11 protein-coding genes are annotated in these 14,488 nt (G+C 65.2%); 8 read left to right on the forward strand and 3 right to left on the reverse strand.

Annotated elements, in window-relative coordinates; all coding sequences use genetic code 11:
* The first annotated feature begins 1 nt into the window (after position 1).
* From AQZ52_RS13240 to AQZ52_RS13250, 3 genes are all read left to right on the forward strand, one after another.
* Positions 2 to 1,066, forward strand: a complete 1,065-nt coding sequence (locus AQZ52_RS13240) for a LacI family DNA-binding transcriptional regulator (RefSeq protein ID WP_067911561.1) — start codon at positions 2 to 4, stop codon at positions 1,064 to 1,066.
* Positions 1,059 to 2,285, forward strand: coding sequence for an MFS transporter (locus tag AQZ52_RS13245; protein ID WP_082697939.1), 1,227 nt, complete (start codon positions 1,059 to 1,061; stop codon positions 2,283 to 2,285). The genes AQZ52_RS13240 and AQZ52_RS13245 overlap by 8 nt, the downstream gene beginning before the upstream one ends.
* Before the next feature lie 80 nt (positions 2,286 to 2,365).
* Entirely contained in the window at positions 2,366 to 4,750 is a 2,385-nt protein-coding gene (locus AQZ52_RS13250; RefSeq protein WP_067911564.1) for a glycoside hydrolase family 3 protein, read from the forward strand.
* Between the two features lie 6 nt (positions 4,751 to 4,756).
* Here the strand turns inward: AQZ52_RS13250 and AQZ52_RS13255 are convergent, their stop codons facing one another.
* The 3 genes from AQZ52_RS13255 to AQZ52_RS13265 all read right to left on the reverse strand — a co-directional run bounded on the left by AQZ52_RS13255 (position 4,757) and on the right by AQZ52_RS13265 (position 9,725).
* Positions 4,757 to 6,331, reverse strand: a complete 1,575-nt coding sequence (locus AQZ52_RS13255; RefSeq protein ID WP_067911567.1) for a tetratricopeptide repeat-containing sulfotransferase family protein — start codon at positions 6,329 to 6,331, stop codon at positions 4,757 to 4,759.
* Entirely contained in the window at positions 6,328 to 7,218 is an 891-nt protein-coding gene (locus tag AQZ52_RS13260; protein WP_067911571.1) for a sterol desaturase family protein, read from the reverse strand. Before AQZ52_RS13260 ends, AQZ52_RS13255 begins: the two co-directional genes overlap by 4 nt.
* Before the next feature lie 131 nt (positions 7,219 to 7,349).
* Complete coding sequence (locus tag AQZ52_RS13265; protein WP_067912198.1) at positions 7,350 to 9,725, reverse strand: TonB-dependent receptor; 2,376 nt, start codon at positions 9,723 to 9,725, stop codon at positions 7,350 to 7,352.
* 769 nt (positions 9,726 to 10,494) lie between these two features.
* On the opposite strand from AQZ52_RS13265, the gene AQZ52_RS13270 reads away from it, so the two are divergent.
* Genes AQZ52_RS13270 through AQZ52_RS13290 form a run of 5 tightly spaced genes read left to right on the forward strand, consistent with a single transcriptional unit; the run spans position 10,495 to position 14,484 of the window.
* On the forward strand, positions 10,495 to 11,568 hold the full coding sequence (locus AQZ52_RS13270) for a putative urea ABC transporter substrate-binding protein (protein WP_067911574.1): 1,074 nt from the start codon (positions 10,495 to 10,497) through the stop codon (positions 11,566 to 11,568).
* 4 nt (positions 11,569 to 11,572) lie between these two features.
* Positions 11,573 to 12,388, forward strand: coding sequence for an ABC transporter permease (locus tag AQZ52_RS13275; RefSeq protein ID WP_067911577.1), 816 nt, complete (start codon positions 11,573 to 11,575; stop codon positions 12,386 to 12,388).
* Positions 12,385 to 13,173: an ABC transporter ATP-binding protein gene (locus tag AQZ52_RS13280; RefSeq protein ID WP_067911580.1), complete on the forward strand. Its 789-nt coding sequence runs from the start codon at positions 12,385 to 12,387 to the stop codon at positions 13,171 to 13,173. Before AQZ52_RS13275 ends, AQZ52_RS13280 begins: the two co-directional genes overlap by 4 nt.
* A 13-nt stretch (positions 13,174 to 13,186) precedes the next feature.
* A complete protein-coding gene (locus AQZ52_RS13285; protein WP_067911584.1) occupies positions 13,187 to 13,660 on the forward strand; it encodes a CopG family ribbon-helix-helix protein in 474 nt (157 codons plus the stop codon).
* The gene (locus tag AQZ52_RS13290) at positions 13,657 to 14,484 is read left to right on the forward strand and encodes an urea amidolyase associated protein UAAP1 (RefSeq protein ID WP_067911588.1); all 828 of its coding nucleotides are present in this window, start codon (positions 13,657 to 13,659) and stop codon (positions 14,482 to 14,484) included. Before AQZ52_RS13285 ends, AQZ52_RS13290 begins: the two co-directional genes overlap by 4 nt.
* Positions 14,485 to 14,488 lie beyond the last annotated feature (4 nt).

The following is a 14,488-nucleotide window of genomic DNA, read 5'->3' on the forward strand; positions in this document are numbered from 1 at the left end:
CATGGCGAGGCGTCGTCAGGCGGTCACGATCAGGCACGTAGCGGCGGACGTCGGGGTTTCGCTGCAAACGGTCAGCCGGGTGATCAACAACGAGCCCGGGGTCCGTCCCGAGCTCAAGGCGCGCGTGATCGAGGCGATCACGCGCCTCGGCTACGTTCCCTCGATCGCGGCGCAGCGCATGAGCGGCTCGCGCTCCTACCTGATCCTCGCGCTCAACGACCGCGACCGCACGATTGCCGATTGGCGCGCGCGGCAAGGCACTGACTGGGTTGACCAGATGCTGCTCGGCGGGATGCTCAAGTGCGCCGAACACGGCTACCGCATGATTGTCGAACTGGTCGACACGCACAGCGATCATGTAGAGCGCGAACTGCTTGCCGCCATCGCGGCGCTCCAGCCCGACGGTATCATCCTCACGCCGCCGCACTCGGACAACCCGCAGATCGTGCGCTGTCTTGCCGAGCAGCAGATCCCCTTCGCGCGGATCGGCTCAAAGGCACCCGATGCCGGCATGCCAATCCTGATGGACGATGAAGGCGCGGCTGCCACGGCCACGCGCTACCTCGTCGAGAACGGCCACCGCCGCATCGGCTTCATCGCGGGCGCCGCCGAATACAACCTCAGCGGCTGGCGCATCGATGGCTGGAAAGCTGCGATGACTGAGGCTGGCCTCTCCACCGATGCGCTGCTGCAGGCGGGCGATTTCACGTATGCCTCAGGCGAACGCGGGGCCCGCGCGCTGCTCGCCTTGCCGTCGCCGCCCACCGCGATCATCGCCAGCAACGACCAGATGGCACTCGCCACGCTCGAAGTCGCGCGCCAGAGCGGACTGACCGTGCCGCACGATCTTTCGATCATCAGCTTCGACAACACGCCGATGATGCAGTTCACCCAGCCGCAACTGACCGCGATCGACCAGCCCATTGCGGCCACCGCATCGAAAGCCGTGGAACTGATCATCGCGGCACAGCGCGGCGAAACCCTGCCCGAGGCCGTCACCGTCATCCCGGCCAGCCTTGTCGAGCGCGGTTCAGTTGCCGATGTCAGGCAAACCGTGAGTGTCTGACCACCCAGGCGCGCCCGCCGAGGCGCCGCCACACCAGCCTGGACTGCAGCAGCCGCTGTGGTTCCTTGTGGTCTATGCGCTGGCATGGGCGGGCGGCTCGATTGCCTATGTCCCGTTCCTCACCATCCTGCTGCCGGTGCGTATCGCGGCGCTCGTGCCCCAGCAGCAGGCGGTGCTGTGGCTTTCCGCCATCGCTTTTTGCGGCGCGATATCTGCCAGCATTGGCCATATCCTGTTCGGCTGGTTGAGCGACGTGACCGGCGTGCGCCGTCCGTGGGCTGCGCTCGGCCTCGCGCTGTCGTGCCTGCTGCTGCTGCTCGTGCCCGCCGCACACAGCCTCGAGGAGATCATCCTCACCGTCGTATTGTGGCAACTCGGGCTCAACATGATGCTGGCCCCGCTCGCTGCGTGGGGAGCGGACTGCGTGCCCGACGGGCAGAAGGGCCTCCTCGGGGGACTACTCGCCTTCGCGCCCGGGCTTGGCGCGCTGGCCGGCGCCATTGTCACCCTTCCCGGCCTCGCCTCGGCTGATGGGCGGCTCGGCGTCGTCGCGCTGGTCGTTGCCGCAGCCGTGCTGCCGGCTCTGTTGCTTGGCAGCCGGACCGCGCCGCTCGCCTCCGCCCCCGCCGGTCCGGCGGTGCCGCTGCGCCGCCGCGGTGATGCCTTGCGCATGTGGGCGGCCCGGCTCCTCGTCCAGGTCGCGGAAGCCGCGCTGTTTTCGTTCCTCTACCTCTGGCTGCGCTCAATCGATCCAACGGTCGACGATCACCTTACCGCACGCGTGTTCAGCACGGTCCTCGTCCTCTCGGCCCCGGCGGCGCTTCTCGCAGGGCGCTGGGCCGACCGGCGGGGCCATCCCTTCGCGCCGCTTGTCGCCTGCACACTCGCCGCGCCTTTCGGTCTCGTCGGCATGGCGCTGGCCGGAAGCGTGACCGCCGGCGTCGCCAGCTATGCCGTGTTCGGCTTTGCCACCTCGATCTTCCTCGCGCTGCATTCCGCGCAAACCTTGCGCACGCTGCCCGATGGCAACCGCCGTGGCCGCGATCTCGGCCTGTTCAATCTCACCAACACCATGCCTTCGCTGGTAATGCCCTGGTTCACCCTCGCGCTGGTGCCGTGGTTCGGGTTTTCCGGCCTGTTCCTCCTGTTTGCCGCCCTTGCGCTGGTGGCCGCGCTGCTGCTTGCCGGGCTCCGCGCCGGGCCTGTTCGGGAAAACTGACAGCCCCGCTTGATTTTGATGCTTTCTCATGCGACGACGTTTATGAGAACGTTCACAGTGAAACGTCGGGAAGGGTGGGAATGATGGTTCGGCGCGTGCTTTTGGCAGCCATGTTGCTGGCGTCGGGTAGCGCTTTTGCGGCACCGGCCGAAGATGCCGGCACAGCACATCCCGCGCTCTGGCCTGCCGCGAAAAGCCCCGCCGCGATCACCAGCCCCGAGACCGAGCGCCGCATCGCCCGCATGATCGCTGCCATGTCGCTCGAACAGAAGATCGGGCAGATGATCCAGGCGGACATTTCTGCCATCACGCCGGAAGACCTCGCGCAGTATCCGCTCGGCTCGATCCTCGCCGGTGGCAACTCCGGCCCCTGGGGAGATGAACGCGCCGATGCCGCGAAGTGGGAAAAGCTGGTCAAGCAATTCCGCGCCGCCTCGGCCAAGGCAGGCGCGGGCATTCCCGTATTGTTCGGCATCGATGCGGTGCATGGCCATTCCAACCTGCCCGGTGCCACGATCTTCCCGCACAATATCGGCCTTGGCGCGGCACACGATCCCGCGCTGATCCAGCGCATCGGCGCGATCACCGCCGCAGAAGTCGCGGCAAGCGGCATCGACTGGACCTTCGCGCCCACCCTCGCCGTGCCGCAAGACCTGCGCTGGGGGCGCAGCTATGAAGGCTATGCGGCCGATCCTGCGCTCGTCGCCAGCTATGCCAAGGCGATGACGGTCGGCCTCCAGGGCCCGCTCCAGCCCGGCAAGCCGCTCCCGGCAAACAAGGTTGCCGCCACTGCCAAGCACTATCTCGCCGACGGCGGCACCGATGGCGGCAAGGACCAGGGCGACGCCCTGATCTCCGAAGGCGAACTGGTTGCCAAGCATGCGCAGGGCTATCCGGCAGCGATCAATGCAGGTGCATTGACGGTTATGGCCAGCTTCTCCAGCTGGAACGGCACCAAGAACCACGGCAACCACAGCCTCCTCTCCGATGTGCTCAAAGGCCGCATGGGCTTTGCCGGCCTCGTCGTGGGTGATTGGAACGGCCACGGCCAGGTTCCCGGCTGCACCGTCACCGATTGTCCGAAGACCTTCACCGCCGGGCTCGATCTCGCGATGGCGCCCAACAGCTGGAAGGGTCTGTTCGAAGCGACCGTGCGCGAGGCCAGGGACGGCACGATCCCGATGGCCCGGATCGACGATGCCGTCGCCCGCATCCTGCGCGTCAAGGCCAAGCTCGGCCTGCTCGGGGCGCACCCGGTCGATCGGGGCAATCCTGCCGCAGTCGGGACCGACACAAACCTTGCCGTCGCGCGGGAAGCTGCTGCCAAGTCACTCGTGCTCCTCAAGAACAACGATGGACTCCTGCCGCTGAAGCCGGGCGCGCGGGTTCTCATCACCGGCCCCGGCGCCGACAGCATGGCCATGCAGGCCGGCGGCTGGACGATCACCTGGCAGGGCACCGATACCAGCGCCGCCGATTTCCCAAAGGGCGAGACCATCGGCCGCGCCATCGCCGCCGCAGTCAAGGACGCGGGCGGTACTGCCGCGATCTCGGCCAATGGCAGCTTTGCCGACCGCCCGGACGTAGCCGTCGTCGTTTATGGCGAACAGCCGTATGCCGAATTCCAGGGCGACATGCCCAACATCGCCTTCCGTGCCCACGCCGGCGAGCAGGACCTGCTGGCAAAGCTGAAAGCGCAAGGGATCAAGGTCGTGTCGGTGTTCCTCTCCGGCCGCCCGCTCTTCACCGGTCCGGCGCTCAATGCCTCGGACGCTTTTGTCGCGGCATGGCTTCCCGGCACGCAAGGCCAAGGCGTGGCCGACGTGCTCGTCGCCCGCAGGAATGGCAAGCCGGCGCGCGGTTTCACCGGCAAGCTGCCCTTCCCGTGGCCGGCAGACGCGGTCTCTCCGATCAAGGCCCCGCTGTTCCCGGCCGGCTACGGCCTCAGCTATGCCGCCACTGCCGCTGTCGGTCCGGTCAATGAAGACCCGCACGTCGATCTCGTCGCCTCGGCCAGCGAAGGCGTCTACTTCGCGCTGGGCAAGGTCCCTTCGCCTTGGCACCTCAGCCTCGATCCCGGCATTGCGGCCCATTCCGTGGACCTTGGCGCGCAGGAAGATGCGCAAGCCTTCACCTGGGGCGAGGCGGGCGCCATCGGCATCGATGGCCCGCCGGTCGATCTCATGCGCCAGCTCGATGAGGAATTCGCGCTCAAGCTCGATGGCCGGCTCGATACCGGCGCGGGCGCAATCGCGGTGACCATGGCGGGCGCGACGCTCAAGGTGAGCCCCGCCCCCGGGCCGTTTACCCTGCGCATTCCGCTGCGCTGCTTCCACGATGCGGGGGCCAGCTTCAAGGCTGTTGGCACCCCGCTCAAGATCACCGGCGAGAAGGGCCTCGTCCTAACCTTGCGCGGTGCGAGCATCGAAGGCGTCGGTCAGACCATTCCCTGCCCAGCCAAGTAAGCCGGGCTAGATCGGGATACCCTGATCCTCGAAGAACGCGATCACCGGGGCCAGCGCGTCCCGGTGCGTTTTCCATCGCGCAACGGAGTCCGTGTAGATCGGCCGCCGCACCTGCGCCGCGCTAGGTGTCGAAACCGGCGCGGTGTTGCGGTGAAAATCGAGGCAGGCCTCGTCCCAGTCCAGCCCGCAATGCACCAGCAGCGCCCGTGTCCGGCCCTCCTGATCCGCGACCAGATCTTCGTAGCCCACTTCCAGAATGCGCCCCGGCAGCGCCTCGCGCCAGAACGCCATCAGCCGGTCGAACCGCGCATAGTACCGCGCAATGTCCATCAGGTCGTAGCTGTAGTCATAATAGCGCGAAGAGATCGCGAAGAGATTGCGGAAGTTCGCCAGCACGGTGTCGAGCGGGTGCCGCCTGAGGCACACGATCCGGGCCTCGGGGAGCGCCCGCGCGATGAACCCGGCATAGTGGAAGTTGCCCGGAAACTTGTCGACGAACCGGCCCTGTTCGCGCGCACCGGCATGGCTGAGGGCCCGTGCCATGTAATCGCGCCCGATCGCGCCCAGATCTGCGTGTGCTGCCTGCTCGATCGTTTCAGGATCAAGCACCACCCGGCTCCCCGTGCCCGCCGCCATCTTCACCGCAAGCGGCATTGCCTGAAGCTCGCCCGCGCTGCGCACGGCAGGATGCGAGGACAGGATCCGGTCGACCAGGGTCGTGCCCGTGCGCGGCATGCCGATCACGAAAATCGGCGCATCCCGGGGCGCGCGCTCGACCGGCACTTCGGCAAGGTGCGGCCATGTCCGCTCGATGGCGTCGAAGTTCGCGCTGTCGCGCGCAAACGTATAGGGCAAGCGCGCCCTGTGCTCGGCATTGGCTTCGGCGAGGCGGGCAAACGCCGCCTGCTGCTCGCCGATATCCTCGAGTTCCTTCGCAAGGGCATAGCCGAGCAGCAGGCGCGCATCCGGTTCCCGCGCGCGGGCGAGCGTAGCTGCCAGCCGGTCGACATGATGGCGCGCCGGCGTGTGCTTGCGCAGACCCGCCAGCAGGTGATGGGCCTTCGCATAGTCCGGGGCAATCGCGAGAAGGGCCTCCGCTTCCGCATCGGCTCCGTCCACATCGCCGATGAAATTGAGCGCGGCGGCAAGATTGTAGCGGAACGAGACGTTGCCGGGCGCAAGCCGCACCGCTTCGCGAAAATGCGGGACCGAAGCGGCATGCTCGCCAAGCCGCGCATAGACGCAGCCCATCGTGTCGCGCCCCAGCGCATCGTCGGGCAGCGCGCTTTCCGCGGCCGTCAGAGTTGCCGCCGCTGCACTGTCCTGCCGCATCATCACCTGCAGCCGCGCCAGCTGGGCGCGGTAGCTGCCGTGGGGTTCCAGTTCGACGGCGCGGGCTATGTCGGCGATCGCGGCGGAGACCCGCCCCGCTTCCGCACGCGCCATGCCAAGCAGGAAGCGGCCTTCCGCATCTTCCGGAAAGGCCGCCACAACGCCTGCCGCAAGCTGTTCCGCTGCGGCGAGGTCTCCCCGGCCCAGCGCGCGCCGAACCGCTGCAATCCGGGCCGGTTCCGCTTTCACCCTGCCGCGGACGACCCGTTTCGGCGCCGCTCGATCATGGCGACAAGCGGCTTGAAGGGGAACATGAACTGCTCCCAGATCGTCAGGCGCCGACGGTCATCCTGCCCCACCAGAACACCCTCGCCTTCCTTGTAGGTGCCCAGAATGCGGTCAAACAGGATGATCGCATTGCCATAGTTGCAGCGCGTGTTCTCGTAGCCCACCGAGTGATGATAGCTATGGTGGCGGATCGAGGTGAAAAAGAACGAATAGAACAGCGGCGGGTTCGACCGCACATTGGCGTGGTTGAAGGTCGAGACCACATTGCCCGCGCTGAAAGCACAGAGATAGGTCGCCGGCGAGACATCGAACAGCGCGACCACGCCAAGGCTGATCAGGAACAGCTCGATCGGATTGCCCACCGCGCCCTTCATGGCATTGAGCTGGGTGATGTGGTGGTGCGGCGCATGGGTCAACCAGAACGGCTCCCAGTTGTGCATCAGCCGGTGCATCCAGTACTGGCCGAACTCCCACACGCTCCAGACAAGCAGAACTTGCGCCAGGAACGGCAGCTCGGCCGCCCAAGGCGTCGCGATGCCCCAGCTTGCCTTCAGGGCGCGCAGCGGCTCCTCGTTGAGCATCGAGGCGAGCCGTTGGATGACGGTGTTGATGAGGATGAAATAGAACAGGTCGGTCAGCAGTTCCTGCCGATTGATCCGCCAGCCTTCATGCCTTTCGAACACCAGTTCGAGCCCGAGCACGAACACTGTGACCACGCTGCTGACGATGAGAAGCGTCCACGGGTTGTCCACCACAGACGCGGGCGCGAAGTACCAGAACGCCACCACCGCCGCCAATGTCGCGGGCGCAAGGCAATCCACTGCCATCTGCTTCAAGCCCGAACTCATGACCCTGCCACTCCTCGTCTGTTGTCGTTTGTCGTCCTGCCCTGCTTGCCGTGTTTTTTCGCGCCGCAGGATTGCGCAATCGGGGACGAGGATCAACCCCGCCCCCAGGTGCCATTGTGTTTCGCTGCGCCTCAGTACTTCACGCGCAGCTCCAGCCCGAAGGTCCGCGGTGTGATCACCGTCCGGCGGAAGTAGCGCAGCCGCACCCCATCGTTGACGCCGATGCGCGAACGGTCGTTGGCGATGGACGTGATCGCGTACTTGTTGAAGAGGTTGTTGCCGAACAGGCCGATCGTGAAGGTATCGTTCTGCCAGCTTAGCGAGGCGCGGTGCAGGATGAAGCCGTCGAGCTTGTCACCATATCCCCGGTCCCAGCCAAGGCGGGTCACCACATCGCCGCGATAGGTTGCGGTCCAGTCAGCGGTCAGATCGCCGCCCAGCACCGGCATGGTGTAGTTGACGCCGAGACTGCCGCTGTTCTTGGTCGAACCGGGCAGCCGGTCGCCGCTGAGCGCATCGAGCTGGATCGGCGAGCTGGGATACTTGCCGGCCGGGCTGTTGACCGAGATGATCTTGGCGACATCCTCGGTCAGGCGCGCGTTGGTGTAGGAATAGGTTCCCTGGATCGCCAGCCGATCGAGCGGCCTGAGCTGGAAGGAGGCCTCGAAGCCTTCCGACTTCGCCTTGCCGCCATTGACGGTGATGCCGACAATGCCGTTGACGGTGGCCGAAGCAACCTGGATGCCGTTCCAGTCGATCTTGAACGCGTTCATGTTCAAGGTCAGCTTCCGGTCGAACAGCTCCGCACGGACACCGACTTCGAGGTTCTTGGTCGAATCCGGTCCGAACTGCTGTTCGTTCGGCAACGCGCAGACGTTCTGGAACGGCGGCGGCTTCAGCGGGAGGACGCAAGGCGCAACCGTGTTCGGCCCACCGATGCGGTAGCCCTTGCTGTAAGTCGCGTAGACCATCAGACCGGGCGTGATCTTGTATGACGTGTTGAACTTCCACACGTTGCCGCCCTTGCGCGAGGTGCCACCAGCCGCCTTGAGCGCATAAGGACTTACCGGATCACCCAGCAGCGGCGTGACGGCCCGGCCCGAAACCTTCGAGGTGTAGTTGAACAGGCGCCCGCCCGCGGTGACCTGCCACTCGGGCGTGATCTTAAAGGTGCCTTCGCCGAACACGGCCTGCTCTGTCACCTTCGCGCGGTTGAACGAGGCATATTCGATCTCGTCGGGATTGCGCGCCAGATCCACCCCCGGCAGCCCGGGCACATGTTCGCGGTAATCCCTCTGCAGCTTCTGCTCGTTGTAGAACGCGCCGACCACCCAGCTGAACGGCCCGCCGTGGGTCGAGACGAGGCGGATTTCCTGGTTGATCTGCTTGCGGGTGTCTTCGCTTTCGTTCCAGCTGGTGAAGGCCGGGAACAGCTCGTAATCGTAATCGAGGTCAAGCAGGAGATCGGTGTTGTCACCGCGGCGCTTGTTCTTCACCTGCGTGTAGGCCGTCGTCGACACGAGATCAAAGATATCGGCGACATGGGCATTGATCTCCATGCTTACCAGGTGCGCGCGGCGATCCACCGGCTCGGCATAGCGCGCGGCGCTCTCGTAGCGGCCGGTGCCGAACACGCCATTGCTGTTGTACTGGCCGCCGCCGGTTTTGGTGTGCTGGAAGGCATAGGTAAAGTCGGCCGTGAGATCCGGCGTCACCTGAACCAGCAACTGGTTGCGGGTGGTGAAGGTCTTCTCGTAGTTGAGGTCCTTCTGCCCCGCAAAGTTGGCATCGGCAAAGGCCTGCGTGATCGCGGGCGAGCGCGGCGCCTGCGCCAGCGAAACGCCCGGCGTCTTGAGGATCAGCGGATAGTCGATGAAACCGGGATCATCGTAATACCCCGTGGCAGAGCGGAACGCGATGCGGTCCTTCACGATCGGGATGTTGATCACGCCGTCGAGCTGGTAGCCGACCTTCGAGGCCTCGTTCTTGCCATAGACGCGGCCGTGCCATTCCGCGGTGATCTTCTCGGTATCGGGCCGGTTAGGAATGTTGCGGATCGCGCCCGCCAGCGTGCCGAGGCCATAGAGTGTGCCTTGCGGCCCGAGCAGCGTTTCGACGCGGGCAATGTCTAGCATCTTGAAGTCGTAGTAGATCGGGACTTCGCCGATATAGACGCCCAGCGCGTTGTCGTAGGTCGCCCCGGTGGTATCCGTATCGGACGCGTTGAGGCCGCGCAGCACGATGGTACCAGTCGAACCCGGGCCGGTGTCGGCGATGGTGATGCCGGGGGTAAAGTCGGCAATGTCGCGCACGTCGTCGATCCGCTGGCGCTCGAGCTGGTCCTTGCCAACGGCGGAAATGTTGATCGGCACATCCTGAAGCGAGGTGGCACGGCGGGTCGCGGTCACCACGATGGCGCTGTTGTCTTCGACAGCGGATGCCTGGGGCGCCTCGGCAGGTGCCTCCGGCGCGGTCTGCGCGAAAGCGGGAATGGCAGTGCAGCCCATGAGGATCGTCGCACACACCAGTGAAGTCTTGAAAGTCTGCTTGGTCACTCGAGCCCCCGCCTTGCTTGCGTGAAAGCCTTTTCGAATGACATCCCCAACCCTAAAGTCCCGCAACGTGCGGCAAGGATCGATCCTTGACGGATCTGACCTTTCGTCTGTCTCACCATTCGATTGCCGAGAAGGCGACCGAATTTATCAACGCGCCAGATGAACAAACCGGCAATTCGACCAGAAGGGCCCGCCATCTAGCGTTATATTGATTTGACTTGATCATTCCTTTTGGCCAAAATAACCAAAAGACAAACAATCACGTCTCCACACAGTACATACTGTGCAGAATATTATCTCCAGGCAATACGTTCACCTGGCTTGGAAGTTTTAGTCGGCCGTCGCTGCGGACTAGAACCTTCGCGACATATCGGTTACGCTATCGATATTACATAACAGGTCAAGCGTAATAATTCGGCACAATCCGGGTATTATCCGCCCTTCGCTGCAGTGCGGAAATCCTTGATCTTTTTGATGTGCGGATGCCGCAAGACCATCGCCAGAGAACACACCGGCCCGCACGGACCGTTGCATCGAATCAACACCCTCCCCGGCGAGACCATCTTGATTCGCCCGATTTCAGGCGGCTTGCAGCGAGATCGTATTACGTTTTTTCCGGAACGTAACATTTTGGCATGGACAAGGGTTTTGTTTCCCGCAATGCTGCAGTGCGAAAGGAGACAGAATCGTGTCAGCCACCTCCAGCGCCGGGTCCCGGCGAGTGCAATCCGGTTTGCTTCTCCTTGCCGCAGCCGCCGCCACACTCGGCCTCGCCGGCTGTTCGGGCGGCGCCAGTGCTCCTGCTGAAAAGAAAACCGAATTCAGCATCGGCTGGTCGATCTATGCCGGCTGGATGCCGTGGCCCTACGCGCAGCAGGCCGGGATCGTGAAGAAGTGGGAAGACAAGTACCACCTCAAGATCAAGATCGTGCAAGTCAACGACTACGTCGAATCGATCAACCAGTACACCGCCGGCAAGCTCGACGGCGTCACCCTCGCCAACATGGACGCGCTGACCATTCCGGCCGCAGGCGGCAAGGACACGACCGCTGTCATCCTAGGCGATTATTCCAACGGCAACGACGGCGTCCTCCTGAAAGGTGCCACGAACCTGTCCGCGATCAAAGGCCGCTCGGTCAATCTCGTGGAGCTGTCGGTATCGCACTATCTCCTCGCCCGTGCGCTCGAAAAGGGCGGCATGACGATGACGGACGTGAAGACCGTCAACACCGCCGATGCCGATATCGTCGGTGCATTCGCGAGCCCCGATGTCACTGCCGCCGTCGCGTGGAACCCGCAGCTTTCCGTGATGCGGGCGCAGCCCGGCGTCACCCAGGTCTTCTCCTCCGCCGATATTCCAGGCGAGATCCTCGACCTGCTTGTCGTCGACAGCGCCACGCTCAAGGCCAATCCCGATCTTGGCAAGGCACTTGCAGGTATCTGGTACGATACCGTCCAGCTGATGATGAAGCAGGATGCCAGCGGCAAGGCCGCCCGCGCCGCCATGGCCAAGCTGGCCGGTGCCGCCCCGGAAACCTTCGACAGCCAGCTCAAGACGACCTTCCTCTACACCGATCCCAAGGCCGCCGTCGCGGCAGCGCAATCACCCGCGCTCGTCACCACGATGACCCGCGTGCGCGATTTCAGCTTCGCCAAGGGCCTGTTCAAGGGCGCAACGTCGGCAGACGCGGTGGGTATGGCCTTCCCGGGCGGCAAGACCCTGGGCGATGCGCAGCATGTCACCCTGCGCTTCGACGACAGCTACATGAAGCTCGCGGCCGACGGGAAGCTCTGAGCCGATGCGCTGGATCAACTGGCACTTGTCCAAGCGTGACCGCCTGATCGCGGGAGGTGCGCCGATCGTGCTTCTCCTCGTGATCTACCTGGTCACGGCGGTGCAGCGCCATGCCGCCAATCCGTCCGACAAGATCCTCCCGCTCCCCTCTGGGATGGCGAAGGCGATCACCGATCTGCTCACCACGCCCGATCCGCTGTCCGGCCACCTCGTGTTCTGGGCAGATACGCTTGCCAGCCTGCAGCGGCTCGGTCTCGGCCTTGGCATTGCGACGCTCTTCGCGCTCGTCCTCGGCCTCCTGATCGGGGCCCTACCACCGGTACGCGCGGCGCTGAGCCCGCTCGTGACCGGAATCGCGGTCATCCCGCCGATCGCGCTGCTGCCGATCCTCTTCATCGCGCTCGGTCTCGGGGAAACCTCCAAGATCGTTCTCATCGCCATAGGTGTCGCCCCAGTCATGGTGCGCGATATCGCCGCCCACGTCGGCAGTCTGCCGCGCGAACAGATCATCAAGGCCGAAACACTCGGCGCCAACTCGTGGCAGATCATCGTCCGCGTGGCGCTACCGCAAGCGATGCCGCGCCTCATCCAGGCGATCCGCCTCGCGCTCGGCCCGGCCTGGGTGTTCCTGATCTCAGCCGAAGCTGTCGCGTCCGATATCGGGCTCGGTTACCGCATCTTCCTCGTCCGCCGCTACCTGGCGATGGACGTGATCATCCCCTACGTCGCATGGATAGCGCTGCTCGCAATCCTCGCAGACCTTGTACTGGCCGCCACCAGCCGGCGCATGTTCCCCTGGGCGCACGAGGCCGCCCGATGAGCGCGCTCCTCTCGCTCCGCAATGTCTGGGTCGAATACGGCGAGAAGGTCGTGCTCGAGAAGGTCAATCTCGAGGTGTCCGAGGGCGCGTTTCTCTCGATCATCGGCCCGTCGGGTGCGGGCAAGTCCAGCCTGCTGCGCCTCATCCTCGGGCAGGAAGCACCGACGCGCGGCCAGGTTCTGCTGGGCGGCGAGCCGCTGGAGCCCCAGTGCGGGCCAGACCGCGGCGTGGTGTTCCAGCGCTATTCGGTCTTTCCGCATATGTCGGTGCTCGGCAATGTGATGTTCGGCCTCGAATGCCCGGCAGCGCCCATCGCCGCGCGCCTGTTCGGCAGCGCCCGCCGCAAGGCCATGGGCGAGGCAGCGGCGATGCTGCACGCGGTCGGCCTCGGCGACAGCCTCAATCTCTATCCCGCGCAGATGTCGGGCGGCATGCAGCAGCGTCTGGCCATTGCGCAGGCGCTGATCAAGCGCCCGCGCATTCTCCTCCTCGATGAACCCTTCGGCGCGCTCGATCCCGGCATCCGCGCCGACATGCACGGCCTGATCACCCAGCTCTGGCGTGATTACGGCCTCACCATCGTGATGGTTACTCACGACATCAAGGAAGCCTTCACGCTCGGCACCCGCGTCCTCGCGCTCGACAAGCGCCGCCACGATCCCCACGCGCCGCACCGCTACGGCGCGACCGCGGTCTACGACCTGCCGCTGCGCACCGCGCCGGCCGTCGTACCGCCCGCCCCGCCGCAACCCGATCCCAACCCGCTTTCTGCAGCTGCCAGCTGAGGAAGGAATGGTCATGACCACAGAAACTCCCGGCCTCGCCCGGCTCAGCATGAGCCTTCCGGCCGAATTGTTCCGCAAGCTCGACATGATGGTGACAGAGCGCCAGCTCCCCTCGCGCTCGCAGCTGATGGCCGAGCTGATCCGCCACGCGCTCGCAGCGCACGAGGCATTCACCCGGCCCGACGAGATGCTCGCGGGCACGATCACCCTCGTCTACCGCGGCGAGCGCGGCCGCGTCCGCCACCAGCTCGCGCAGACGCAGGCGCACTACCTCAAGGAAGTGATCTCTTCGCAGCACGTCTTCCTTGAGGATGACCAGTCGCTCGAAGTTCTGCTTGTCCAGGGCCCCGCCGCCCGACTCAAGGACCTCTCGGATGCGCTGCGCCGCGTGCGCGGCGTCCAGCAGCTTGAACTCGTCACCACCACTGCACTCCTTCCGCAGCTCTACGAGCCGGAAAGTGATGCGCCGCAGGGAGCCGCCGCATGACACAGGTGCTCGCAAACCCCAACGCTGCCCGCGATCACGCCCGCGCCCAAGGCGGAACCGTGGTAGAGGCGATGCCGATCCTTCCCCCGGCCGCACCGGACCTGCCGGAAGGGGTGGCGGCCGAAGCGCTGCTCTGGGAAGAAACCATCGCCCCCGGCGGCTATGCCACACGCCGTTTGCCTCGGGGCGCGCGCCTGCGCCTGGTCGACACGAAGGGCGATGCCTGCGCCTCCCTCCAGATTTTCAACGCCGAAATGCCGACCGAACGCTACAGCTTCGCCGACACGGTGAAGATCCAGTGGAACGCCTATCTGGGCGCTGGTAAGCTGCTCCTCTCCGACATGGGCCGCGTCCTCATGTCGATGGCCGAGGATAGCACCGGCGGCACGCACGACACGTTCTCCGGCACCTCCAACGCCCATACCAACGCCGCGAAGTATGGCGACGGACGCAATAGCGGCCAGTTCCCCAACGGGCGCGACCGCTTCCTTCTCGGCGCCGCCAAGCACGGCCTCCAGCGCCGAGACATCCACGCTGCGGTCACCCTGTTCAAGGGCGCGAAGATAGCGGACGACGGCACGATTGAACCCCAGATCGGCCCCTTCAAGCCGGGCCGCGAGGTTGTCCTGCGTGCCGAGATGGAGGTCATCGTGGTGATCGCCAACGTCCCCCATGTGCTCGATCCCCGGCCAGACTACACCGTCACCCCGCTGCGCCTCACTGCCTGGCGCGGGGCCGTGGCCGCCGAAGACGACCCCATCCGCACCGCGACGCCGGAGGGCCTGCGCGCCTTCCTCAACGTCGAAGACTACTACCGCCGGTAAGGAG

It is taken from the genome of Novosphingobium fuchskuhlense (assembly GCF_001519075.1).
GTDB classification, from domain to species: Bacteria; Pseudomonadota; Alphaproteobacteria; order Sphingomonadales; family Sphingomonadaceae; genus Novosphingobium; species Novosphingobium fuchskuhlense.